The organism is Massilia arenae (genome assembly GCF_008014745.1).
Lineage (GTDB): Bacteria > Pseudomonadota > Gammaproteobacteria > Burkholderiales > Burkholderiaceae_D > Telluria > Telluria arenae.
The window spans coordinates 1-22,767 of record NZ_VPFD01000007.1 but is presented as its reverse complement, the minus strand read 5'-3'; the positions used below and the strand labels follow the sequence as shown (position 1 = coordinate 22,767).

Here is a 22,767-nt window from a genome sequence, read left to right as displayed (position 1 = left end):
GCCATGACACCCGAAAGCGTGATGACGATGGGCCGCACGGCCATGGAGGTGACCCTGATGATCTCGGCGCCGCTGCTGCTGGTAGCGCTGATCATCGGCCTGATCATCAGCATCTTCCAGGCCGCGACCCAGATCAACGAGGCGACCCTGTCCTTCATTCCGAAACTGGTCGGCGTGTTCGTCGCCCTGGTGGTGGCCGGACCGTGGATGCTGTCGGTGATGCTCGATTATATGCGGCAGGTGTTCACCGGGATTCCGGGGTTGATCGGGTAAAGGCACTTCGTGCTGACATTGACTTCGGCGGAGATCAATACCTGGATCGCTGCGCTGCTGTGGCCGCTGTCGCGCATCCTGGGCCTGATCGCGGCCGCGCCGCTGTTCGGCAACGCCGCCGTGCCGCTGCGCGTCAAGGTCTTGCTGGGCGTGTTCCTGGCGCTCGTGATCGCGCCGCTGGTGCCGGCGGTGCCGGCCGTCGATCCGACCTCGTGGGCGGGCCTGCTCATCCTGGTCAAGGAAATGATCATCGGGCTGGCGATGGGCTTCGCCATGCGCCTCGTGTTCGCTGCCGTCGAGTATGCGGGCGAAGTCGCCAGCCAGACCATGGGCCTGGGCTTCGCCATGTTCTTCGATCCCAGCACGCGCGGCCGCTCGTCGGCCATCAGCCAGTTCATGGCCCTGGTCGCGACCATGGCCTTCCTGGCCGTGAACGGCCACCTGGTGCTGCTCGAGGCGCTGGCCGAGAGTTTCATCACCATGCCGATCACCGAAACGCCGTTTTCCTCGAACGCGGCGCTGGAGCTGGCGCGCTGGGGCGGGCGGATCTTCTCGGCCGGGCTGCAGATCGCGATGCCGATCATCGCCGCCCTCCTGATCACGCAAGTCGCCCTCGGCATCCTGACGCGCGCCGCGCCGCAGCTGAACATCTTCGGCATCGGCTTCCCGATCACGCTGGGCGTGGGCTTCCTAACCCTGAGCCTGGCCCTGCCCTACCTGAGCGCGCCGATCGTCAACCTGTTCAACCAGGGCATCGAGACCACCCGTTCGCTGCCGCGCGCCGGTAATCCGCAGCCGGGCACACCCGGGGAGGCGCCGGCGCAGCCGGCGCCGGTGGTGCCGGCGCCTGGCTGATCCCAAGAAACAAGTTAAAATGAGAATCGTTCTCGTTCATCTTGTTTTTTATGTCCGACAGTTTGCCTTGCCGTCCCGATCGCCGCCGCCTGCTCGGGGTCGCCGCCGTCACCACCCTGGCCGGCCTTGCCGCGCCGCTGGCCCACGCCGCCGAAGGATGGCAAGCGGCCACGCTGCCGGCGGGCCTGCAGCGTGACATCAAGTCCGCCATCACCGGCCAGCATTACCGCATCTTCGTGGCCGTGCCATCAGGCCCGGCGCCCGCCGCCGGTTACCCGGTGCTGTACGCGCTGGACGGCAACGCCACCTTTCCGACCCTGGCGCTGATGAGCCGCTTTGCCGGTGGGCGCGGCCGTGCGGGCGGCCAGACGCCGCCCGTCATCGTCGGCATCGGCTATCCCGGCGACCAGCCCTGGAACGTCGCGCGCGGGCGCGACTATACGCCACCGACCGGCGCCGCGGGCCCGGCAAACGAAGGCGGCGCCGACCTCTTCCTCGACTTCATCGAGAAGGAACTCAAGCCGCTGGTGGCGACGCTGGCGCAGCTCGACCCGGCGCGCCAGGCGCTGTATGGGCACTCGTATGGCGGCCTGTGCACCCTGCACGCGCTGTTCACCCGCCCCGCCATGTTCCAGACCTGGGTCGCGGCCAGCCCGTCGATCTGGTACGGCGAGCGCGCGATATTGTCCGGCATGGATGGATTCGCCAAGCGACTTGCCGCCCTGCCCGCGAAACCTTCGCTGATGCTGACCGTGGGCGAGCTGGAACAGCCGGCGGCGAATGGCGCCGTGCTGGAAGGCCGCGAGGCGATCGCGGCCAGGCGGCGCATGGTCGACGAGGCGCGCGAGCTCGCCGGCCGGCTGCAGGCGGAGCAGACACTGGCGCGGGTCCAGTTCCACCTGCTGGCCCAAGAAAACCATGGCTCGGCGATGTTCCCGGCCATGGCGCGCGGGCTGGAGTTCTTCCTGGCTTAGCTTGCAGGAGCGCGGTAGCGCATCGCGACGTCGCAGCGCGCATAGCGCGCGCCATAATCCGCCATAATCCCGGCGTCGTGCTCGAAGCCCAGCTTCTCGTACAGATGGATGGCGGCGGCGCACCTGGCGTTGCTGAGCAGGTAGAGCGGTTCGGCCCCGAGCTGCATGGCGCGCGCGATCATCGCCTCCAGCAGGAACTCGCCGGCCTTCAGCCCACGCGCGCTTTCGCGCACGCCCATCTTGGTCAGCTCGAAACTGCGCTCACCCGTCTTTTGCAGCGCGCAGGTGCCGACGATGCCGAGGCCGCGCGCATCCACGAACAGGATCACGCCGCCCGGGTCGACGATCTTCGCGCGCGGGTTTTCCAGCACCTCGCGGTCAGTCGCTTCAAGCTTGAACATGGCGTTGATCCACTCCGCGTTGATGTCGTAAAAGTGGTGCGCAAGCGCGTCGCTGAACTCGTGGATCCTGAGGCCCGGCATCTGCAATCTCCATATGGCAATAGATAGCAGTGTAACGGCTTCGCCGCGCCAGTGCTCAAGCTGCCAGCGCCGGATAGGTAAACGCCACGAAGTGCACCGCATTGAGGGCAAAATGCGCCAGGATCGCTCCCTCCACCCGCTTCGACAGCAGGTAGGCCGCCGCGTAGTGCAGGCCCGCGATCGTGGCCAGCAGCGCCAGCAGGCTCCCGCCGCCCAGGTGCGCCAGGCCGAACAGGACCGACGTCACGAGCGTGGCGACGAGCACGCCGCCGCGCCAGCCGCGCATGGCCGAGGCCATCTTCTCGAGCAGGAAGCCACGAAAGAACGCCTCCTCCGCCACGCAGGTGATCAACAGGTTGGAGGCGAGGAACCAGGCCGACCAAGGCGTCCATTTGACGTCCGGCCGGATCTGCCCCAGCAGCCACCCCAGTCCCAGCACGACCACCAGGGTTGACGCCACCACCGGCGCGATCCGGCGCAGCATCGCGCGCCATTCGGCCGCGCTGCCGATCCGTTCACAGAACACGCCCACCAGCACGATGCCCACGACCGCCTTGTCGAAGTTGGCCCACAGCGCGAACAGGGCGCCGTCGCTGGAAAAGCGGATGCCGTCGGCCAGCATCGGATTGTGGAAACCCGGCGCCTTGTGCAGCGCCAGCGCCAGGGCGGCGACTGCGGTCAGCACCAGCAGCAGCGCGCGCGCGGTCTTGCCCCACGCCGCACGCGCGCCCCAGGCCAGCGCGCCAAAGGCCGCGATCGACAGCGGTGCGCGCCAGTCGAGGATGCCGCCGTGCAAGCCAGCGAGTATGGCCAGCACCAAGCCGCCGGACCAGGGCCAGGCGCGGTTGCCGCGGATGGCGGGCAGCGGCGCCCACAGCAACAGGACGGTCAGGGCCAGCAGGCCGAAAGTGAGCAGGACGTGGGCAGGAATGGTCATGGAGCGTGATTATATTCCGAGCAAGGTTGAATGGCAGCAACTCGTACTTACGCCATTGGCCAGACCCCGGATGCTGAAATTCCATCTTTTGAGCCGCAATGCTACTTAGCCAACAAACAAACCCGCATGGCAGGGGTAGCCTGAACATCCCAGGGCGAAGCGCCTCCACCAAGCCATGCATGTGGCCGCTATCGACATGAAAACATCAAGACCTCTCAAGATCGTCGGCTGGATCCTGCTCGGAATCACGGTCATCGTGATCCTGTTCTTCCTCCTGTTCGACTGGAATATGTTGCGGCCGTATATCAACCGCAAGGTGTCGGAGACCACCGGCCGTGAATTCGCGATCCGGGGCGACCTGGACGTGAAGTTCCAGCGTGGCCTCGATAGCGAACGCGGCTGGCGGCGCTACGTGCCGCGCCCGTACGTCAGCGCCAACGACGTCACCATGAGCAACCCGACCTGGAGCACCGTCGGCCCGCAGATGGCCGCGGCCCAGCGCGTCGAGGTGGGCCTGCACGTGCTGCCGCTGCTGCGCAAGGACGTCGTCATCACCGACCTGCGCCTGGCGGGGCCGGACATCGCCGTGCAGCGCCTCGAGGACGGCCGCAATTCCTGGACCTTCAAGGACAACGGTCCGTCGCAATGGGAGGTCGACATCCAGCGCCTGTCCTTCGACAGCGGCAAGCTGCGCTACCAGGACGAGCCGCTGCGCCTGGACCTGCGCGCCGACGCACGCTCGATCGACGGCCAGCAGACCGCGCCGACCGAGGGCGTGCCGCCGTATGGCCTGGCCTTCACGCTATCCGGCACCTACAACAAGGCGAAGATCGTTGGCGGCGGCAAGGCCGGCGCCGTGCTGTCGCTGACCGGCGAAGACATCACCTTCCCGATCGAGGCCAAGGCCAGCGCCGGTGAAAACAAGCTCGGCCTGCGCGGCGTGGTCCGCGATCCGCGCTCGCCCTCCGGCTTCGCCCTCAAGATGGAACTGGCCGGCGCCAGCATGGCCGACCTGTACGGGCTGACCGGCGTGCTGCTGCCCGAAACGCCGCCCTACTCCACGCGCGGCGATCTGCTGGGCAAGAAGGACGGCGAATTCTGGACGTTCACGTACAAAGACTTCACGGGCAAGGTCGGCGCCAGCGACCTGGCCGGCACCCTGAGCTTTGCCCAGCGCAAGCCGCGTCCCTTCCTGAGCGGCAGCCTGACCTCGAAACAGCTGCGCCTGGCCGACCTGGGTCCGACCATCGGCGCCGATACCGGCGCCGGCACCAAGGCAGCGGGCCGCGTCAAGGCGCCGCCGGCCGGCAAGGCCTTGCCGGTGGAGGGCTTCAATACCGAGAAATGGGGTGCGCTGGATGCCGACGTCAAGTTCTCGGGCAAGCGCATCGTGCGCACCAACGACATTCCGCTGGAAGACCTCGAGGCCACCATCCGCATGAAGGACAAGGTGCTCACGCTCACCCCGCTCAGCTTCGGCATGGCTGGCGGGCGCATCACGTCGAACATTCGACTCGACGGCAACGGCAAGACCCTGGACGCCGGGGCGCGCCTGGCGGCGCGCGGTCTCAAGATCCGCGAACTGTTCCCCAAGCTGCAATCGATGCAGGCCAGCTTCGGTGAGGTCAACGGTGATGGCGTGCTGGCCGGCAAGGGTAATTCGGTGGCCGCCATGCTCGGCACCTCGCACGGCGAGATCAATGCCGTCGTCACCGAAGGCTCGGTCAGCCAGTTCATGCTCGAACTGGCCGGCCTGAACGTGGCCAACGCCATCTTCGTGAAGATCTTCGGCGACAAGCAGATGATGCTCAACTGCGTGGCGGCCCAGACCACAGTGCGCAACGGCCGCGCCAACATCGACCGCTTCGTGCTCGACAGCGAGGACGCGGTAGTCAACATGTCGGGCTACGTCGACCTGGCCAGCGAACGCCTGGACCTGGACGTGCGACCCAAGACCAAGGGCGCGCGCGTACTGTCGCTGCGTACGCCGCTGTATGCGCGCGGCACTTTCACCGAGCCTAAGGTCGGGCCGCAGGCGGGGCCACTGGCGCTGAAGGCGGGCGCCGCCGTGGCCCTGGCCGCCGTGAATCCCCTGGCTGCCCTGCTGCCGCTGGTAAACATCGACAAGGCGCCGGACACCAACTGCGGCGCCGAGATCAAGGAAGCGACCAAGCCGCCGAAAGTAAATGCAAAGACGCCGCCGAAGCCGGTGGCGGCGCGCTAATCAAATGACGTTGAACAGCGACAGCCCCGACATCGTCTTGAACGACATCTGCGCCGCCTGCAAGGTCAGCTGTTGCTGCGAGAAGTCCGAGATCGCCTTGACCGTGTCCAGTCCCTGCAGGTCGTCCAGCGTGCCCGCATACTGGATGTCGAGGTCGAGGCCGGCCATGTCCAGGTAATCGAGCTCGTTCATGTGCGCGCCGACCGAGGCCTGCACCGTCAGCACGTTGTCGTGGGCGTTCTTGAGGTTGTCGAGCGCCGAATTGAGCTGGTTGGTCAGGGCCGCCTTGCCGGTGGAGCCATCGGTGGGCGAGCGCAGCGTCTTGATCAGGTCGGTCACGGTGGTGAACACCGATTGCTTCTGGCTCGGCTCGACGCTGAACTTGTCGCCGGCGGTCGGCACGCCCTTGATGTCCATCGCCATGCCGCCGAAGGCGATCTGCTGGCCTTCCTTGTAGGGCAGGTCCTGCTGGTCGGGCAGGACGGTGCGCGGATCGTTGCTGGTGTTGTAAACCGAATAAGTCGGCACCGGCGGCGTGTCCGCGCTCATGCCGAACTCGATCTCGTACTTCGTATTGTCCAGGCCCGGGCGGTTGACCACCGAGCCCGACGAGATGATCGCGGCGCCCTTGTTGGTGGCGTCGGCCTTGGTCGTGAACACGCCGTTGCCGGTCGGGATAGATTCGAACACGGTGCTGCCGGAGGCCGACAGCGGCACCTTGCGCGAGTCGCTCACCTGCAGCTGGCGCACGCCGGAGTCGCCCTGGTAGGCGGCGCCGTTCGCGGTCGCCGTGAATGGCTGGGTGGTGGTCTTGAAACCCGAGAACAGGTAGCCCCCCACACCATCGGAGGTATTGGCCACGCCCAGCAGGTCGGTCAGGCGTCCTTCGAGTTCGGTCGCCAGCTTCTCGCGGTCGGCTGGCAGCATGATGCCGTTGCCGGCCTCCACCGCCAGCTCCTGGATTTCCTGGAGCAGGTCGCCGGCACTCTGGAGCGCCGATTCCACGTGGCCCATCGACGACTTCGCACTGCTGCGGTTGGTCGCGAACTGGGCGTTGATGTTCTGCGACTGGGTCACCTCGAGCGCGCGCGCCGACGCCACCGGATCGTCGGCCGGGGTCAGCAGGCGGCGGTCGGTCGACAGCTGCATCTGCGTGCGCGAGAGCGCCGACTGCAGGTTGTTGAGCTGGTTGGTCGAGGTGTTGTAGAAACTCTGGGTGCTGATGCGCATGATTATCTTTCGCGTGGGCCCGGGCGTTAGCGGCTGATCGACAGCAGCGAGTCGAAGATCGTGCCGGCGATCTGCATCACCTTGCTGGCCGCCTGGTAGGCCTGCTGGTACTTGATCAGGTTGGTGGCTTCCTCGTCCAGGTTGACACCCGAGACGTCGGCCTGCGCGCCCTGGGCCTGCGCCAACTGGGCATTGCCGGCCGCGGCGTTGATCTGGACTTCGCGCGTCTTGTTGCCGACTTCGCTCACCATCTGGGCATACGACGACTGCAGGGTCGCGGTGCCGCCGTTGAAGATGTTCTTGGTCTGCAACTCACCCAGCGCCGCGATATTGCGGGTGTCGCCGACGCCGCTGCTGTTGTCGCTGATGGTGAACCGGTCGCCGCCGTTCGGCGCGCCGGTCATGGTCACGCTGATGCCGCCGAAGCTGTAGGTGGCGCCGTTCTCGAATTCGACGGGGGCGGTGATTTCGGTCTTGTTGCCCTTGGCGTCCACCTTGTAGATGGTCTCGCCGGCCGGGAAACCGGTCAGCGTGTCGGGCGTGGCGGGCGCCGGGGGCGCGGCGGGCGTGCCCTTGTTGAAGGTGAGCGTGATCGGCAGCGCCGGCGGCGTGTCCAGGAAGTCGCTGTCGACCTTGGTCTCGGAGATCTTGCCGGTGCCGGTGTTGCTCGGCAGGTCGCCGCCCAGGATCGGGGCCGCGGCCGCGATCTGCGACACATCGTTGATCAACACCTTGAAATCGGCGGCGCCATTGATGGTCGGGCGCACCAGGAAGGTATCGCCCTGGCGGGGACGCTCCGAGAACGAGAGTTCGACGCCATTCACGACCAGCGTGGCATTGCCGTCGGCATCGGGCTCGACCGAACCGACCGCTTGCCGGCCCGGCAGGCTGACCACCTGGTATTTGCCATCGTTGAACTTGACCTCGTAGTCGTTGTCGCTCAGCTTGCTCGGATCGACGATCTTGGATTTCACCACAGCGGCGGGATCATCGACGGTGCCCTTGGCGTTATTGATGCTCGCGCCGACAAATCCCGGCGCGATGTTGAAGAAGGGCTTGCCCGGCTGGCCATTCTGGTCCAGGCCCAGCTCGTGCTGCTGGTTGAATTCGAAGGCCAGGCCAACCGCGATCTTGCCCAGCTGGCTCTGGGCCTTGTCCAGGGTCGTGCTGCGGAACTCGAGCACGCCGCCCAGCTTGCCGCCCGGCAGGGCGCCGTCGGACAGCACCGACACCTTGTTGCCGACCTGGTAACCGACTTCCAGGCGCGTCAGGTCGGTCGGCGACTGCATCGTTGCCAGCTGGTAGGAATCCTGGCCCACGACCAGCGGCTGGCCATTGCCGATCGATATCGTCAGGCTGCTGTTATCGCCAGGCAGCACGGTAGCTTTCACGTACTTGTTCAGTTCCAGCACCAGCTGGTCGCGCTGGTCCAGCAAGTCGTTCGGCGGACGCTGGGGCGACGAGGCAAAGGTGCTGATCTGCTCATTGAGCTTGGCGATCTGCTTGGCGTAGGTATTGATTGCCGTGACGCTCGACTCGATCTCCGAATTGACGCCGTCGCGGATTTCGCCCAGGCGCGCGTCCAGGCCGTTCAGGCGCGTTGCCAGCGATTCGGCATTCGACAGCATCGCCTGGCGTGACGGCACCGAGGCGCGATTCGCCGCCATGTCCTGGATGCCCTTGAAGAAACCCTGCATCGCCGGAGTCAGGCCGGACGTGGTGTCGGCCAGCAGGTTATCGATCTGCTTGATCTGTCCCAGATACGACTCCAGGCCGCTGGTGCTGGACTGGGCGCTGCGCACCTGGGCATTCATGAACTCGTCGCTGTAGCGCTTGATCTGCGCGATCTGGGTGCCGGTCCCCATGAAGCCGGCGCCGGTATTCAGGGCGGCCGCGGTCTGCTGCACCACCACCTGGCGGCTATAGCCGGCCACGTTCGAATTGGTGATGTTGTGGCCGGTCGTGGACAGGGCCGCCTGGGCTGCGTAGAGGCCGGTCTTACCGATGGCGAGGAGGCTACTCATGACTTTTTTCTCTCTTTAACAATTCCGTCTACGGCAGTTTCTGGAAAAACTTGACGGTAATTTGTAAGGACATTTTTCTTGGGCCAGGGTCTCAGGCCAGCGAGTTCTTGATCAGGCGGGTCAGCTTGGCCGCGTAGTTCGGGTCGGTCGCGTAGCCGGCGCGCTGCAGGCCCTTGGCGAAGGACTCGGCGTCGCCGCCGCTGGCGATGACTTTTTCGTAACGCGGATTGTTTGCGATCAGCTTGGCATAGTCGCGGAACGAATCGGCTGGCGTGTCGTAGGCGCGGAATTTCTCGACGCGGGTCTGCGGCTTGCCGTTCACATATTCGGTCGTGGTAGCAAGGGCAACCTTGCCCTTCCAGCTAGCCCCAGCCTTGATGCCGAACAGGTTGTTGCTGCTGGTGCCGTCGGCATTCTTGATCATGCGCTTGCCCCAGCCGGTCTCGAGCGCAGCCTGGCCCAGCATGAACTTGGCCGGCACGCCGGTGGTCTGCTCGGCCGCGTGGGCGTGCTCGTGCATCCTTTCCTGGAAGGCGCGCACGTGCGGCGCCTGCACCCGGCCACTCTCGGTGGTGGCGGCCAGCGGCGGCGCCTTGCTGGCGGCCGAGCCGGCCATCGCGCCATTCTGGTACATGGCGGCGGCGTTCATCGCCGTCGGCAGGCCCCTCATGCCAGGCGCGGTGGCACCAACACCGGCGCCCGCCGCTGCTCCCCCATTCACACCATCGGCGCCGATCGCCAGCGCCTGCTGCCCCATCTGCTGCGAGCTCAGCTGACGCACCAGCACGTCGGCCAGGCCGACGCCGCGCTTGGCCAGGTTCTGGCTGGTCTGCTGGTCGAGCATGGTGGTGAAGGTCTTGGTCTGCTGGTTGTCCATCAGGCCTTCCTGCGGCGTCGCGTCGCGCATGCTCTTCATCATCATATTGATGAACATCGCCTCGAACTGGGTCGCCGCTTCCTTCATGGCGGCCGGCGAGCCGTCCTTCGCGCTCTGCCGCAAGCCGTTGAGGCTGTTGGTGTCGAGCGCGAGTTTGGCGGTCTGGTCGGCGGAAGTGGTCGAGGCGATCATGCGGGTCTCTGTGAAATTAAATGATTTCGAGTTCGGCGCGCAGCGAACCGGACGCCTTCAGCGCCTGCAGGATGGCCAGCAGGTCTTGCGGGGTGGCGCCGATCGAATTCATCGCCTTCACCACTTCGGCCAGCGAGGCGCCGCCCTTCACGTTGAGCACCTGGCCGGGTTCCTTCCGGATCTCGACGCTCGGGTTCTGGGTCACGACGGTGGCGCCCAGGGTGCCCGGATTCGGCTGGCTCACTTGCGTGTCGTTGCCGATCGTGATCGACAGGTTGCCGTGCGAGATCGCGCAGTCGTCCAGCATCACGGCCTGGTTCATCACGACCGAACCGGTGCGCGCATTCATGATCACCTTGGCCGAGGCCAGCGGCTGCTTGACGTCGATCTGTTCCAGCTGGCCCAGGAAGGCCACGCGCTGGTCGCTCGACGACGGGGTGCGCACGCGCACCACGCGGCCGTCCAGGGCGGTGGCGACGCCAGGACCGAACTGGTCGTTGACAGCCTCCACGACGCGCGCGGCGGTGGCGAAATCGGTCTCTTTCAGTTCCAGGCGGATCTGGTTGTCCGCGCCGAGGTTCGAGGCCACCGCGCGCTCGACGGTCGCGCCGCCCGAGATGCGGCCCACCGACAGGTGGTTCACCTGCACCTGCGCGCCGCCGCCCGGGGCTTGCGCGCCGACGCCGCCGACCACCAGGCTGCCCTGGGCCATCGCGTACACCTGGCCGTCGGCGCCATGCAGCGGCGCCATCAGCAAGGTGCCGCCGCGCAGGCTTTTCGCGTTGCCGATCGACGACACGGTGATGTCCAGCGTCTGGCCCGGCTGGGCGAAGGCCGGCAGCGAGGTCGTGACCATGACGGCCGCCACGTTCTTCAGCTGGAGCTGGACGCCGGGCGGCAGGTTGACGCCCTTCTGCTGCAGCATCGCCTTGATCGACTGCACGGTGAACGGGGTCTGCGTGGTCTGGTCGCCGGTGCCGTCCAGGCCCACGACGATGCCGTAGCCGGACAACTGGTTCTGGCGCACGCCGGCGATGGTCGCCAGGTCCTTCAGGCGCTCGGCCTGGGCCACTGGTGCAGTTCCCCCGAGCACGGCGGCGAGCAGCATGAAGACGGTGATTTTACGCATGGGATTCTCTAACAATCAGAACGGCAGCATCGACAGGAAGAAACGCGACAGCATCGAGGTCACCTCGGCGCGGTCGAGACGGCTGTTGGTGCGGTATTCGACCCGCGCATCGGCGATCAGCGCCGACGAGACCGTATTGCCGGCCTGGATCGTGTCCGGGCTGACCATGCCCGAGAAGCGGATGAACTCGGTGCCCTTGTTCATCGCGACCTGTTTTTCGCCGGCCACGATCAGGTTACCGTTTGGCAGCACTTCGGTGACGGTCACGCCGATGGTGCCGGTGAAGTTGTTCGAGGCGCTCTGGTTGTCGCCGTCGGCAAACTTGGTGCCCGACTCGAGGTCGACGCCGGCGCCGATGACGCCAGCCAGCAGGCCAGGCGCGGTGAAGCTGGCGCTGCCGGTCTTGTTGCCCGAACTGGCGCCGGTCTTGGTGGCACTGGTGCGCTCGCTGATGTTGACGGTCAGCAGGTCGCCAATGTGGCGTGCACGGCGGTCTTCGAACATCGGGCGGTAGCTGTTGACGTTGAAGATGGCGCCATCGGTGGCCGGGGCGTTGTCGACCATCATCGGACGGGCGCTGGTCGGGCCTTGCACGATGGTGGTCGGCGCGGTATTGCAACCGGCAAGCAGGACCACGGCTGCAACGAAGGACAGGGACAGGATTTTCATGGGGACTGGATTAGAGCTGCGACAGTTTCTGGAGCATCTGGTCGGACGTCGTGATCGCCTTGCTGTTGATCTCGTAGGCGCGCTGGGTCTGGATCATGGCGACCATCTCTTCGACCACATTCACGTTCGAGGACTCGACGTAACCCTGCATCAGGTTGCCGGCGCCATTGGTGCCAGGCACGTTCAGGTTCGGCGCGCCGGAGGCGGTGGTTTCGACGTACAGGTTTTCGCCGCGCGACTCGAGGCCGGCGGGATTGATGAAGGTGGCCAGCTGCAGGGCGCCGATCTGGGTCATCGCGGTTTCGCCGGCGATCTTGACCGACACGGTGCCGTCACGGCCGACGCTGATCGATTCGGCATTCACCGGCACGGTGATGGCGGGCTGGACCACGAAGCCGCTCGAGGTGACGAGCTGGCCGTTCTGGTCTTTCTGGAAGGAGCCGTCGCGGGTATATGCCTGGGTGCCGTCCGGCATCATGACCGGGAAATAGCCAGGACCGTTGACCATGACGTCCTTGTCATTGCCGGTCAGCTGGGGATTGCCCTGGGTGTGGATGCGCTCGGTGGCGACGGTGCGCACGCCGGTACCGATCTGCAGGCCAGATGGCAGGTTGGTCTGCTGCGACGACTGGGCGCCTGGCTGGCGCACGTTCTGGTACAGCAGGTCCTCGAACACGGCGCGCGACTTCTTGAAGCCGTTGGTGCTGACGTTGGCGAGGTTGTTCGAAATGACGTCCAGATTGGTCTGCTGGGCTTCCAGACCGGTCTTGGCGATATACAGCGAACGAATCATGGCATTCTCCTATTGGTGGCAGGCGAACACCGCCACGCACAATAGAATTATGCCGGGGCAACTATCAATTCAAAGCGAGGATCTGGGTCGCTTTTGCGGCGTTATTCTCGGCGTTCTTCAACAGGCTCATTTGCGTGTCGAACGATCTTGCCAGGGAAATCATGTCGACCATGCAATCGACCGGATTGACGTTGCTGCCCTCCAGCGCGCCGCCCGCCACCCGCACATTGGGGTCGGGCTGGGCATTGCCGCCATCCTTCAGGCGGAACAATCCATCGTCGCCGCGCACCAGGTCGCCTTCCGGCGGGTTGACCAGCTTCAGGCGCCCCAGCACGGCCGGCGCGGCCGGCGAATCGACGTTGGAGATGGTCGAGACGGTGCCGTCGCCGCCGACCGTCACGGTGGCGTCGGGCGGAAGCGTAATCGGACCGCCCTCGCCGGCGATGGTCTGGCCCGATGCCGTGGTCAGCACGCCGTTCGGGCTCATCTGCAGCGAACCGTTGCGGGTGTATGCCTCGGTACCGTCCGGCATCTGCACCGCCAGCCAGCCCTGCCCTTTCACCGCCACGTCCAGGTCGCGGCCCGTGACCTGCAGCGCGCCCGACGAAAAATCGTTGCCGGCGGTCGAGTCGACCACGAAGGCGCGCGTCGGCAGGCCCGGGCCCTGCACCGGCGCAGCGCGGAACACGTCCATCTGGGCCCGAAAGCCCGTGGTGCTGACGTTGGCCAGGTTGTTCGAGGTCGTGGCCTGCTGCTCGAGGATGTGCTTGGCGCCGGAGGCGGCGGTGTAGATCAGGCGGTCCATGGTGTGGTCCTTTGCTTGTTGCGGTAGTGCGGCGGTGGTTCAGGCACCGCCGACATATCCAGTCATTAACGCAGATTGACCAGCGTCTGCATCACCGAATCCTGCGTCTTGATGGTCTGCGAGTTGGCCTGGTACACGCGCTGTGCGGTGATCATGTTGACCAGCTCGGCCGTCAGGTCGACGCTCGACGCTTCGGTCGCATTCGACTGCATCACGCCCATCCCGCCGGTGCCGGCGATGCCGATCAGCGGCACGCCCGAATTGGAGGATTCGGCCCAGGCATTGTTACCCAGCGGTTCCAGTCCATTCGGATTGGTGAAATTGGCCAGCACGACCTGGCCCAGCGCCTTGGTCTGGCCGTTGCTGTACTGACCCAAGATGGTGCCGTCGGCGCCAGTGGTGAAGCGCTGCAGCGCGCCCGGCTTGTAGCCATTCTGCTCGATGCGCTTCTCGCTGGTGGCGGTGCCGTACTGGGTGGTGCCGGCGAAATCGATCGTCACCTTCAGCACCGGCTCGGCGCCGGTCGACGGCACCACCGGGATGGAAAAATCGAACTTGCCGTTCATTCCCTCCGTGTTGCCGGTCGACGCCAGGTTCAGCGCGCCGTTGGTGTCGAACTTCAGGGCGCCGATGGGCTTGCCTTCCATCTTGAGCACCTTGGCGATCGCGGCATCGATGTCGCTCGGGGTGGCGCCCGGCACCAGGGCCGCGGCGGCGGCGGCGGCGCTGACTTCGGCCGCGTTGCCCGACGCCGCATATTTCGGATCGGCCGTGCCGGCCTTGGCCGTGATCGCGGCGGCGGCGGCCGTCGCATACGCTCCCGCCGCGGCGGTCACGGTGGCGGGGACTTTCGGCACTGCGTTGTTTGCCGTGGTCCAGGCGGTGTTGGCGTTGACCGACGCGGTGTCGGTCTGGGTCACGCCGACGGCGTCCAGTGCGCCGAGCTCGGTGCCATCCTTCGCCGCATACAGATTCCAGACTTCTGGATTGTCCTTGTCGCGCACGTAATAGGTCGACAGCGTGTGCGCATTGCCCAGCGTGTCATACACGGCCATCGGGACCTGCTTGTTATAGGTCTCCGGATCGCTCGGGTCGAACGGCGACTTGGTCGGCGTGGTGGAGCGCGAGTCGAGCTGCAGCTGGATCAGGCCGGTGGTGGTGACCTTCGGCGGCTGGTCCGAGGTATCGATCCGCAACGGCACCGGGGCGCCGGCGGCAAGCTGGCCGTTGGCGCCGAGACCGTAACCGGTCAGCTTGGCGCCCTGGGCATTGACGATATAGCCCTGTTTGTCGAGCGAGAACTGGCCGTTGCGCGAATACTGCACCACACCGGCCTGCTCGACACGGAAGAAACCGGAACCGTTGATGGCGATGTCGAGCGGATTGTTCGAGGATTCGATATTACCTTGGGTGAATTGCTGGGCGATGCCAGCCACCTTGACGCCGATACCGGCCTGGGTGCCGCCCGCGCCGTTGAGCGCGCTCGCATAGACGTCGGCGAACTGGGTGGTGGACCCTTTGAAACCCACGGTGCTGGCGTTGGCGATATTGTTGCCGATGACGTCAAGCGATTTAGCTGCAGCATTCAAGCCGCTCAAGCCTTGTTGGAAAGACATGGTAGTACTCCTGAATAAGGGTAGAGAGTAAGCGGCTTGGCTTACATGACTTGTTTAATATCGGACAGGGAAACCGCACCCTTGCCCGGCAGGTTCAACTTGACGCCGTCCTTGCCACCGGTGGTCACGCTGGCGACACTGTCGAAGGACAGGGTCTTGGCATCCTTGATGACTTCGCCACCGCGGCTGGCGATCACGCGGAAGGTATAGGCGCCGTCGGGCAGCACGATCGGCTTGCCGTCGGCATCGACCTTGGTGGCGTCCGGCACGCCATCCCAGGCGATCGGAATGATGCCGGCATCCTGTGCGCCCAATTCCAGCGACGCCACGTCCTTGCCGGTCTTGGGGTCGACGACCACGATCTGTACCTTGTCGGCCGGGGTTTCCAGCTCCACACCCAGGATCGCCTGGCTCTTGTGCAGCAGGATGCCCTCGCCCTCGACCAGCACGCCGTTGCCGATCAGCTGGGTCGCCTGCAGCGACTCGGTCGACTGGTAGCTGGTCTTGAGCGATTCCAGGGTGGTGTTCAGTTTGTTCACGCCGGTCACGGTCTGCAGCTGGGCCAGCTGGCTGGTCATCTGCGCGTTGTCCATCGGGCTGAGTGGATCCTGGTTCTTGAGCTGGGTTACCAGCATGGTCATGAACTTGTCGGTATCGGCCTGGACGCTGTCGGTCTCGGTCTTGGCCTTGGCGTTCATGGCCGATTGCAGGTCGGCGATATTCGAGGTCGGGCTCTGGGTGCTGATCGGGCTGGTCATGGTGAGTAGAAGTTTATTGTCCGATGGTCAGGGTCTTGAGCAGCATGGTCTTGGCTGCATTCATGGTTTCGACGTTGGTCTGGTAGGAGCGCGAGGCCGACAGCATGTTCACCATCTCGTCGACCACGTTCACGTTGGGCATCGATACATAGCCCTTGTCGTCGGCCATCGGATGCTTGGGATCGTAGACCTGCTTGAGCGGCGACGGGTCTTCGACCACTTCGCGCACCCGCACGCCGGTGGCGCCCGAGGCGGTTGGCACCGACTCGAACACGACCGCCTTGGCGCGGTAGGCTTCGCCGTTGGGCGACGTGGCGCTGTCGGCGTTGGCCAGGTTGCTGGCGGTGGCGTTCAGGCGCTGGGCCTGGGCGCTCATCGCCGAGCCCGACACATTGAAGATATTAAATAGCGACATAATCAGTCAGCTCCTTATTGGCTCTGCAGCGCCGTCATCAGGCCCTTGAGCTGGCTGTTGATCATCATGACCCCGGCCTCGTAGCGCAGCGCGTTGTCGGCAAACTGGTTGCGCTCGACGTCCATGTCGACGGTATTGCCGTCGACGCTGCCCTGCACCACGCCGCGGTACAGCACCGGCGTGCCATTGGCCAGGGTGTCGCCGGTGGCGGCGCCGCGCGGCATATGGTTATTGCTGGTGGTGTTCATCGCGCCCGCGTTCTTGCCGCCCGCCATCGCGTTCTGCAGGGCGCTGGCGAAGTCGATGTCGCGTGCCTTGTAGTTGGGCGTGTCGGCGTTGGCGATGTTCGACGCCAGCAGTTCCTGGCGCTGCGAGCGCAGGGACAGTGCGGTTTCATTGAAACGCAGGTAGTTGTCGAGATTGCCGATCATGCTGCCTCCGATGGTGGCTTGTTTGGACAGAAGCGATGATACGGACCCTGCCTGCCGGCCAATCGACGGATAAGGAGGTGGAAATCCCCCGCTATTCAATGTTTCGCTACGGAATCATTGGACCTAAGATTGCAGCATTCCCGATGTCCCTTCAACTGGAATCACTATGAAACAGCAATTTGTCGCTTTTTCGCTGCTGGCCCTGCTGGTCGGCGGCGCCCAGGCGCAACAGACGACCGCCGCCGCACGCCAGAAGCCGGAGAGCGTGCGCGCGGTCGCCGAACAGTTCCTGAAGACCCAGAGCGCCGGCCTGCCGGGCCAGGTGACGGTCAAGGTGGGCGGCGTCGACCCACGCCTCTCCCTGCCAGCCTGCCCGGCGCCGGAAGCCTTCCTGCAACCGGGCGCCCGTCCCTGGGGCAAGACCACGGTGGGCGTGCGCTGCAGCGCCCCGGCCTGGTCGCTCTACCTGCAGGCGCAGGTGAGCGTGGTGGCCGACTACGTCGCCGCGGCCGTGCCGCTGGCCCAGGGCCAGCCGCTCGATGCGAGCCAGCTGGTGCTGGTGAAGGCCGACATCGCCGCCATGCCGAACGGCATCATCACCGATGTGGCGCAGGCGATCGGCCGCACCCCGACCATCTCGCTGCCGGCCGGCACCGCGCTGCGCACCGACACCCTGCGCAGCCAGCAGGTGATCAAGCAGGGCCAGGCGGTACGACTGGTATCGCGCGGTTCGAACTTCTCGGTATCGAGCGAAGCCAAGGCGATCAACAACGCCAGCGACGGCCAGGTGGTGCAGGTGCGCACCCAGTCCGGCACCGTCGTCAGCGGCCTGGCGCGCAACGGCGGGATGGTGGAGATAGTGCTGTAAAGAAATTGTGATTTTGACGCGTCTATTTCGTGATTGATCGCTAAAGTTTGTAAAGGCGCAGCCGTTACAACAAGCAGATCCCGGAGCTTGTAGCTTCGAACCGAGAAGGATGATGCTGTGAAAATCAACGATACGCTCAAGGGCAACCCTGGCCTCCAGCCGGCGGCCACGCAGACGAATACCGCGCGTGGCGCCGACAAGGCCGCAACGACGGCGCCGACGACCCAGGCGCAGACCGACAGCGTGCGGCTGTCCTCGCAAGGCCAGGCCATGGCCAATGCGGTGGGCGGCGGCGCGCAGGTGTTCGACGCGAAGAAGGTCGAACGCATCAAGATGGCCATCGCCGATGGCCAGTTCCAAGTCAACTCCGAGAAAGTGGCGGACGGCTTGCTAGAAACCGTACGTGACTTGCTCCATTCAAGACAACGCTAAACCATGACTCCGAGCCCGATCCAGACTATTGCCGCAGAACACCAGCACCTCGATGCCCTCGTGGCATTGATGAAACAGGAACAGCAATCCCTGGTCGCGCTCGACGCCGACGAGCTGTCCAGCCTGACCACGCAGAAGAACGCCCTGCTGGCCAGCCTGTCGAGCCTGTCGCAACAGCGCCACGCGGCGCTGCAGGCAGCCGGATGCGAAGGATCGGAAGCGGGCATGGAGCCATGGCTGTCCGCCAGCGACGATGGCGAAGTGCGGGAACAATGGCAACGCATGCTGCACGTGGCCCGCGAAGCCAAGGAACTCAACCGCGTCAACGGCATGTTGATCAGCAAGCAACTGGCGCACAACCAGGGCGTGCTCAACGCCCTGCGCACCCCGACCAATGCGCCGACCGGCGCGATCTACGGCGCCAGCGGCCAGACTGTTGGGCTGGGGGTGTCGAAGCGGTATGTGGTCGGCTGAAGAGTCACAATAAACATTCCTGCTGGCAAAACATTGGCGGCATAATAATCGCTTATGCTGCGGCAACGAACAGTAAAGCGTCGTTCCCGCGCAGGCGGGAACCTAAGCTTGCCGGCGTCCTGGTAACGCAAAAACTTAGGTTCCCGCCTGCGCGGGAACGACGTGCTGCCGCTAACTGTGAAAATTCTTTTGCTATCTGAGCGGCCCGATCCATAGGCTGTTTCCCATGCTCGCCACCCAGCAGATCTTCCTGATCGCCGCCCTGCTCTGCTTTCTCGTCTTCCTGGCCCTGCTGGCGGCCGGATCGGAGAACGTGCGGGGCATGCGCGCGATGCTGGCGTCCACCGTGCTGGGCCTGGCCGGCAACCTGCTGTACGCCTTCGGCCGTGAACTGCCGCCGCTGCTGGCCTATGAAGTGGCGAATATGGCCTATGCCGGCGCCGGCGCGGCGCTGGCGGCCGGCTACCGCCAGCTGGCCGGCCTGCCGGCCCGCATCAAGCCATTGGCCCTGCTGGTCGGCGCCGTCGGCCTGCTGATCGCGCTATTCCATTACCGTATCGATTCCTTCGCCGCGCGCAGCGCCGTGGCGTCGCTGTTCCAGGCCGCCGTCTGCGCCGACATCGCGCGCAGCGTGCTGGTGCGCCGCGGCGCCAGCCTGGCGCAGCCCTTGGGCGGACCGCCGGCGCGGCAGGCGCCGGCCACCCTCGACAAGGTGCAGCGCTTCGTGCTGCTCATGTGCGGCCTGATTGTAACGGGCCACGCGGTGCGCATGGCCTGGCTGCTGCTGGCGACCGAACCGCCCGGCTCGCTGCTGCAGCCGAGCATCGCCAGCCTGGCGATCCTGACCGCCGCCGCGCTGGCGCTGCCGGCCCTGACCCTCGGCGGCCTGTTGACCATGCACCGCTACATCCTGCACCAGGCCGAGTACATCGCCAACCACGACCACCTGACCGGCGCCTGGTCGCGCAAGGCCTTCTTCGACATCGCCGAGCGCGAGCTGGCGCGCAGCCGGCGCAACGGCCAGCCGCTGGCCCTGATGCTGATCGACCTCGACCATTTCAAGGCGATCAACGACAGCGGCGGCCACGAAGCCGGCGACGTCGCCCTGCAACTGGTGGCCGAACGCGCCCGCGCCTCGCTGCGCGCGGTCGACTGCATGGCGCGCCTGGGCGGCGACGAGTTCGCGGTGCTGCTGCCGGACACCACCCTGGCCCAGGCCTGCACGGTCGGCGACAAGCTGCAGGCCGAGCTGCGCCAGCTGGCCGCCGCCCTGCAGCGCCATGCCGGACAACCGCCGCTGACCCTGAGCATCGGCGTGACGGCGACCCAGGCCGACGAGCCGTTCAAGGCGACCCTGGCGCGCGCCGACGCCGCGCTGTACGCCGCCAAGTCGGCCGGCCGCGACAAGGTGATCGCACTGGCGCCGCAGCTGCAGCCGGTGCGCCCGCGCCAGGCTGGCTGATTCAGCCGCCCAGGCGGACCAGCTCGTCCTCCAGCGCATCGAGGAACACCTTGACCCGTTCCGGCACGTAGCGCCGGGTCGGCGTCACGGCCCACACCGACAGCTCTTCCATCGCCGCATCCTCCAGTTCGACGCGCACCAGGCTGCCCGCACGCAGGTGTTCATGCACATCCCAGAAGGTCAACATCGCCAGGCCCAGCCCCTGCACGGCGGCGGTGCGCGCGGCATCGACGCTGCTGGTGAGCACGCGGGCATCGACCCGCCTGCGCTGCAGGCTTGCACCCACCACGAAGGGCCAGCGCGCCACCGCGTGCAGGCCGATGCACTGGTGGCGTTCGAGATCGGCCAGGGTGGCGGGCGTGCCGTGCGCGCGCAGGTAGCGCGGCGCCGCGCACAGCAGGCGCGGATTGGCGGCCAGGCGCCGCGCCACCAGTTCCGAATCGCCCAGGGTGGCCACCCGCAGCGCCAGGTCGAGGCCCTGGCCGACGATGTCCTGCACCCGGTCGGACAGGTCGAGGTCGACGCGTAGGTCGGGATGGCGCTCGAGCAGGGACGGCAGCAGCGGCAGCACGATGGCCTGGCCGAACACGCTGGGCGCCGTCAGGCGCAGCAGGCCAGAGGCGCGGGCCCCGCTGGGCCGCAGCGCGCCGCGCGCGCTTTCCTCGGCCTCGGCCAGGGTGGCCGCATACGGCGCAAAGGCCTCGCCCTCGGCGGTCAGCGCCAGCGACCGCGTGGTGCGGTGAAACAGCCGCACGCCAAGCTCGGCTTCGAGCGCGGCGATACGGCGCGAGGCCTGCATCGGCCCGATATCGAGCCGGCGCGCGGCCGCCGACAGGGTGCCGCCGGCCGCCACCGCAAGAAAGATGCGCACATCCGAAATCTGCATGTTTATAACCAAATACGTTAAAGCGGTTGCACGCCAGCCCGTCTTTATCGTCCACCGGCCCTCACTTACCATGGCTTCATCGTCGCCCAGCGACATCAACCGAGCGAGGACCGGCATGAACGATTCCCTGAACCAGATTTTATCCGCAACCGATATAAAAGGCGCCAAGCTGCGCAACCGGCTGGCGGTGGCGCCGATGACCCGCGTTTCCGCGACGCCGGAAGGCGCCCCGACCCAGGCCATGCATGACTACTATCTGCGCTTCGCCCGCGGCGGCTTCGGCCTCGTGATCACCGAAGGCCTGTACACCGACGGGGCGTTTTCGCAGGGCTACCTGAACCAGCCCGGCCTGGCCGACGACGAACAGGCGCGCGGCTGGGCGCCGATCACGGCGGCGCTGCACGAACAGGGCGCCCTCGCCTTCGCCCAGCTGATGCATGCCGGCGCGCTAAGCCAGGGCAATCACTTCCGCAGCCACGGCGTGGCGCCGTCGGCCGTCCAGCCGAAGGGCCAGCAGATGACCTTTTACTATGGCAAGGGCGAGTATGCCGTGCCTCACGAGATCGGCGAGGAAGAGATCGCGCAGGTCGTGCAGGGCTTCGTCGACAGCGCCGTGCGCGCGGTAGGCATTGCCGGCTTCGACGGCATCGAGATCCACGGCGCCAACGGATATCTGCTGGACCAGTTCCTGACCGCGCACACCAATCTGCGCGCCGACCGCTGGGGCGGGCCGGTCGAGCAACGTGTCAGCCTGCTGGTCGAGGTGCTGACGGCGGTCAAGGCGGCCGTGGGCGAACAAGTGCCGGTCGGCATCCGGATCTCGCAAGGCAAGGTGAACGATTTCACCAATAAATGGCCCAGCGGCGAGCATGACGCGCAGGCGATCTTCGGCGCACTGGCGCGGGCCGGCGCTGACTTCATCCACGTTACCGAGTTCGAGGCATGGCAACCGGCCTTCACCGATGGCGGCGACAGCCTGGTCGCGCTGGCGCGCAAGCATGCACCGGGCGTGTCCATCATCGCCAATGGCGGCTTGCATGACGCGCGACGCGCCAGCCAAGTGCGCGCCGCCGGCGCCGATGTGCTGGCGCTGGGGCGCGGCGCCCTGGCCAACCCCGATATGCCGGAGTTATGGCAGCGTGGACTGGCGCCGCGCGTCTTCGACAGCGGCATCCTGGGACCGATCGCCGACATCAAGGAAAGTGAGCTGGCATTGGCTGCGACCGATTGAACGGAAAGTCCTACGCGCGGGCGCTCTGCCCTCCTATTGGGAACGATGGCCAGTGGACCCAGATGATTATTTTCTCAGCTGTGCCAAGGAGAGCATCATGGAAGATAAGAAACCGAAGGACACCCAGCAAGACAATCCGGACCAGGGCCTGCGCCAGAGCCGCGCCGATTCCTATGCGGGCTTCGTGACCGACGACCAGGACGGCACGTCGAGCATCGGCTCGGGCAACCAGCAGTCCGGCGTCAACAGCAACTTCGCCAAGGCCTCGCCTGAAAGCAATGTCGGCCCGGCGGGCGCGGCGCAGAGCAGCCATGGCAATGCGTCGGGGCCGATTCCCGGCGGCGTGCTGGGCAAGGCGGAAGATGGGCAGAACAGCCAGTCGGCGATCGGCGGGGCGGCAACCGGCGGCTCGCCCGGCACCCATTTTGACCGCGCGGCGCAGGATTACGTGGGGCGGACCAGCGATGACAAGATCAGCGAGCGGCTGGCGGATGGGGCCGAGAGTTCGGGGTCACCGGGGGATGGGCTAAGGTAGGGGCGGTAGGCTCAATCGCTGCCTCTGCACGTCGTTCCCGCGCAGGCGGGAACCTAAGCTTGCTCGCGCTGAGGAAGTATTTGAACAGCTCCACTGCGCAACGGACTTAGGTTCCCGCCTTCGCGCACTGCTGTCCGGGATAATTTGAGGGGAAATTGCTGGAAGGGTTGCAGGGACTGGTTTACCGGCGTATAC

The 22,767-nt window shown here is 65.9% G+C and carries 24 protein-coding genes; 10 read left to right on the top strand and 14 right to left on the bottom strand.

The features are described from left to right. Positions 1–3: 3 nt before the first annotated feature. From fliQ to FVD38_RS08285, 3 genes are read left to right on the top strand one after another with little or no spacing between them, the layout of a single operon-like run. Positions 4–273, top strand: coding sequence for a flagellar biosynthesis protein FliQ (gene fliQ, locus FVD38_RS08295; protein ID WP_005665867.1), 270 nt, complete (start codon positions 4–6; stop codon positions 271–273). 9 nt (positions 274–282) lie between these two features. After that, positions 283–1,128, top strand: a complete 846-nt coding sequence (gene fliR / locus FVD38_RS08290; protein WP_147934382.1) for a flagellar biosynthetic protein FliR — start codon at positions 283–285, stop codon at positions 1,126–1,128. Positions 1,129–1,178: 50 nt separating this feature from the next. Continuing rightward, entirely contained in the window at positions 1,179–2,102 is a 924-nt protein-coding gene (locus tag FVD38_RS08285) for an alpha/beta hydrolase (RefSeq protein WP_147934381.1), read from the top strand. Here the strand turns inward: FVD38_RS08285 and FVD38_RS08280 are convergent. Beyond that, positions 2,099–2,584 carry a GNAT family N-acetyltransferase gene (locus FVD38_RS08280; protein WP_147934380.1) on the bottom strand — a complete coding sequence of 162 codons (486 nt, stop codon included), beginning with the start codon at positions 2,582–2,584 and terminating at the stop codon, positions 2,099–2,101. The two genes, FVD38_RS08285 and FVD38_RS08280, sit on opposite strands and share 4 nt — an antisense overlap. 55 nt (positions 2,585–2,639) lie before the next feature. Further along, entirely contained in the window at positions 2,640–3,521 is an 882-nt protein-coding gene (locus FVD38_RS08275; protein WP_147934379.1) for a CPBP family intramembrane glutamic endopeptidase, read from the bottom strand. Between the two features lie 196 nt (positions 3,522–3,717). Between FVD38_RS08275 and FVD38_RS08270 the strand changes: the two genes are divergently transcribed. After that, the gene (locus FVD38_RS08270; RefSeq protein WP_229493512.1) at positions 3,718–5,745 is read left to right on the top strand and encodes an AsmA family protein; all 2,028 of its coding nucleotides are present in this window, start codon (positions 3,718–3,720) and stop codon (positions 5,743–5,745) included. Here the strand turns inward: FVD38_RS08270 and flgL are convergent, their stop codons facing one another. The 11 genes from flgL to flgB form a co-directional block, all read right to left on the bottom strand. Next, positions 5,746–6,975: a flagellar hook-associated protein FlgL gene (gene flgL / locus FVD38_RS08265; RefSeq protein WP_147934377.1), complete on the bottom strand. Its 1,230-nt coding sequence runs from the start codon at positions 6,973–6,975 to the stop codon at positions 5,746–5,748. It abuts the gene before it with no gap. A gap of 26 nt (positions 6,976–7,001) precedes the next feature. Continuing rightward, positions 7,002–8,999, bottom strand: coding sequence for a flagellar hook-associated protein FlgK (gene flgK / locus FVD38_RS08260; protein WP_147934376.1), 1,998 nt, complete (start codon positions 8,997–8,999; stop codon positions 7,002–7,004). Positions 9,000–9,090: 91 nt separating this feature from the next. After that, positions 9,091–10,068 (bottom strand): flagellar assembly peptidoglycan hydrolase FlgJ, encoded by a 978-nt coding sequence (gene flgJ, locus FVD38_RS08255; RefSeq protein ID WP_147934375.1) that lies wholly within the window; start codon positions 10,066–10,068, stop codon positions 9,091–9,093. Positions 10,069–10,084: 16 nt separating this feature from the next. Next, positions 10,085–11,197, bottom strand: a complete 1,113-nt coding sequence (locus FVD38_RS08250; RefSeq protein WP_147934374.1) for a flagellar basal body P-ring protein FlgI — start codon at positions 11,195–11,197, stop codon at positions 10,085–10,087. 15 nt (positions 11,198–11,212) lie between these two features. Then, the gene (locus FVD38_RS08245; RefSeq protein WP_147934373.1) at positions 11,213–11,866 is read right to left on the bottom strand and encodes a flagellar basal body L-ring protein FlgH; all 654 of its coding nucleotides are present in this window, start codon (positions 11,864–11,866) and stop codon (positions 11,213–11,215) included. 10 nt (positions 11,867–11,876) lie between these two features. Further along, positions 11,877–12,659 carry a flagellar basal-body rod protein FlgG gene (gene flgG, locus FVD38_RS08240; protein WP_147934372.1) on the bottom strand — a complete coding sequence of 261 codons (783 nt, stop codon included), beginning with the start codon at positions 12,657–12,659 and terminating at the stop codon, positions 11,877–11,879. Between the two features lie 64 nt (positions 12,660–12,723). Then, the gene (gene flgF / locus FVD38_RS08235; RefSeq protein WP_123067759.1) at positions 12,724–13,464 is read right to left on the bottom strand and encodes a flagellar basal-body rod protein FlgF; all 741 of its coding nucleotides are present in this window, start codon (positions 13,462–13,464) and stop codon (positions 12,724–12,726) included. A gap of 65 nt (positions 13,465–13,529) precedes the next feature. After that, entirely contained in the window at positions 13,530–15,080 is a 1,551-nt protein-coding gene (locus FVD38_RS08230; protein WP_147934371.1) for a flagellar hook protein FlgE, read from the bottom strand. 41 nt (positions 15,081–15,121) lie between these two features. Further along, on the bottom strand, positions 15,122–15,838 hold the full coding sequence (locus tag FVD38_RS08225; protein ID WP_147934370.1) for a flagellar hook assembly protein FlgD: 717 nt from the start codon (positions 15,836–15,838) through the stop codon (positions 15,122–15,124). Positions 15,839–15,851: 13 nt separating this feature from the next. Beyond that, the gene (flgC, locus tag FVD38_RS08220) at positions 15,852–16,253 is read right to left on the bottom strand and encodes a flagellar basal body rod protein FlgC (protein WP_147934369.1); all 402 of its coding nucleotides are present in this window, start codon (positions 16,251–16,253) and stop codon (positions 15,852–15,854) included. A 14-nt stretch (positions 16,254–16,267) separates the two neighbouring features. Then, on the bottom strand, positions 16,268–16,684 hold the full coding sequence (gene flgB / locus FVD38_RS08215; protein ID WP_147934368.1) for a flagellar basal body rod protein FlgB: 417 nt from the start codon (positions 16,682–16,684) through the stop codon (positions 16,268–16,270). Positions 16,685–16,850: 166 nt separating this feature from the next. Here flgB and flgA point away from each other — a divergent pair, with 166 nt between their 5' ends. The 4 genes from flgA (at position 16,851) to FVD38_RS27135 (ending at position 19,920) form a co-directional block, all read left to right on the top strand. Continuing rightward, positions 16,851–17,552, top strand: a complete 702-nt coding sequence (flgA, locus tag FVD38_RS08210; protein WP_147934367.1) for a flagellar basal body P-ring formation chaperone FlgA — start codon at positions 16,851–16,853, stop codon at positions 17,550–17,552. 117 nt (positions 17,553–17,669) lie between these two features. Then, a complete protein-coding gene (gene flgM, locus FVD38_RS08205; protein WP_147934366.1) occupies positions 17,670–17,984 on the top strand; it encodes a flagellar biosynthesis anti-sigma factor FlgM in 315 nt (104 codons plus the stop codon). 3 nt (positions 17,985–17,987) lie between these two features. Then, entirely contained in the window at positions 17,988–18,458 is a 471-nt protein-coding gene (locus FVD38_RS08200; protein ID WP_147934365.1) for a flagella synthesis protein FlgN, read from the top strand. A 226-nt stretch (positions 18,459–18,684) separates the two neighbouring features. After that, positions 18,685–19,920, top strand: a complete 1,236-nt coding sequence (locus FVD38_RS27135; protein WP_147934364.1) for a GGDEF domain-containing protein — start codon at positions 18,685–18,687, stop codon at positions 19,918–19,920. Between the two features lies 1 nt (position 19,921). On the opposite strand, the gene FVD38_RS08190 is transcribed toward FVD38_RS27135, so the two are convergent. Continuing rightward, complete coding sequence (locus FVD38_RS08190) at positions 19,922–20,806, bottom strand: LysR family transcriptional regulator (RefSeq protein WP_147934363.1); 885 nt, start codon at positions 20,804–20,806, stop codon at positions 19,922–19,924. A gap of 115 nt (positions 20,807–20,921) precedes the next feature. Here FVD38_RS08190 and FVD38_RS08185 point away from each other — a divergent pair, with 115 nt between their 5' ends. Together FVD38_RS08185 and FVD38_RS08180 are read left to right on the top strand one after the other, a co-directional pair. Further along, positions 20,922–22,037, top strand: coding sequence for an NADH:flavin oxidoreductase (locus tag FVD38_RS08185; RefSeq protein ID WP_147934362.1), 1,116 nt, complete (start codon positions 20,922–20,924; stop codon positions 22,035–22,037). Between the two features lie 97 nt (positions 22,038–22,134). Continuing rightward, the gene (locus tag FVD38_RS08180) at positions 22,135–22,572 is read left to right on the top strand and encodes a hypothetical protein (protein ID WP_147934361.1); all 438 of its coding nucleotides are present in this window, start codon (positions 22,135–22,137) and stop codon (positions 22,570–22,572) included. Positions 22,573–22,767: the final 195 nt, after the last annotated feature.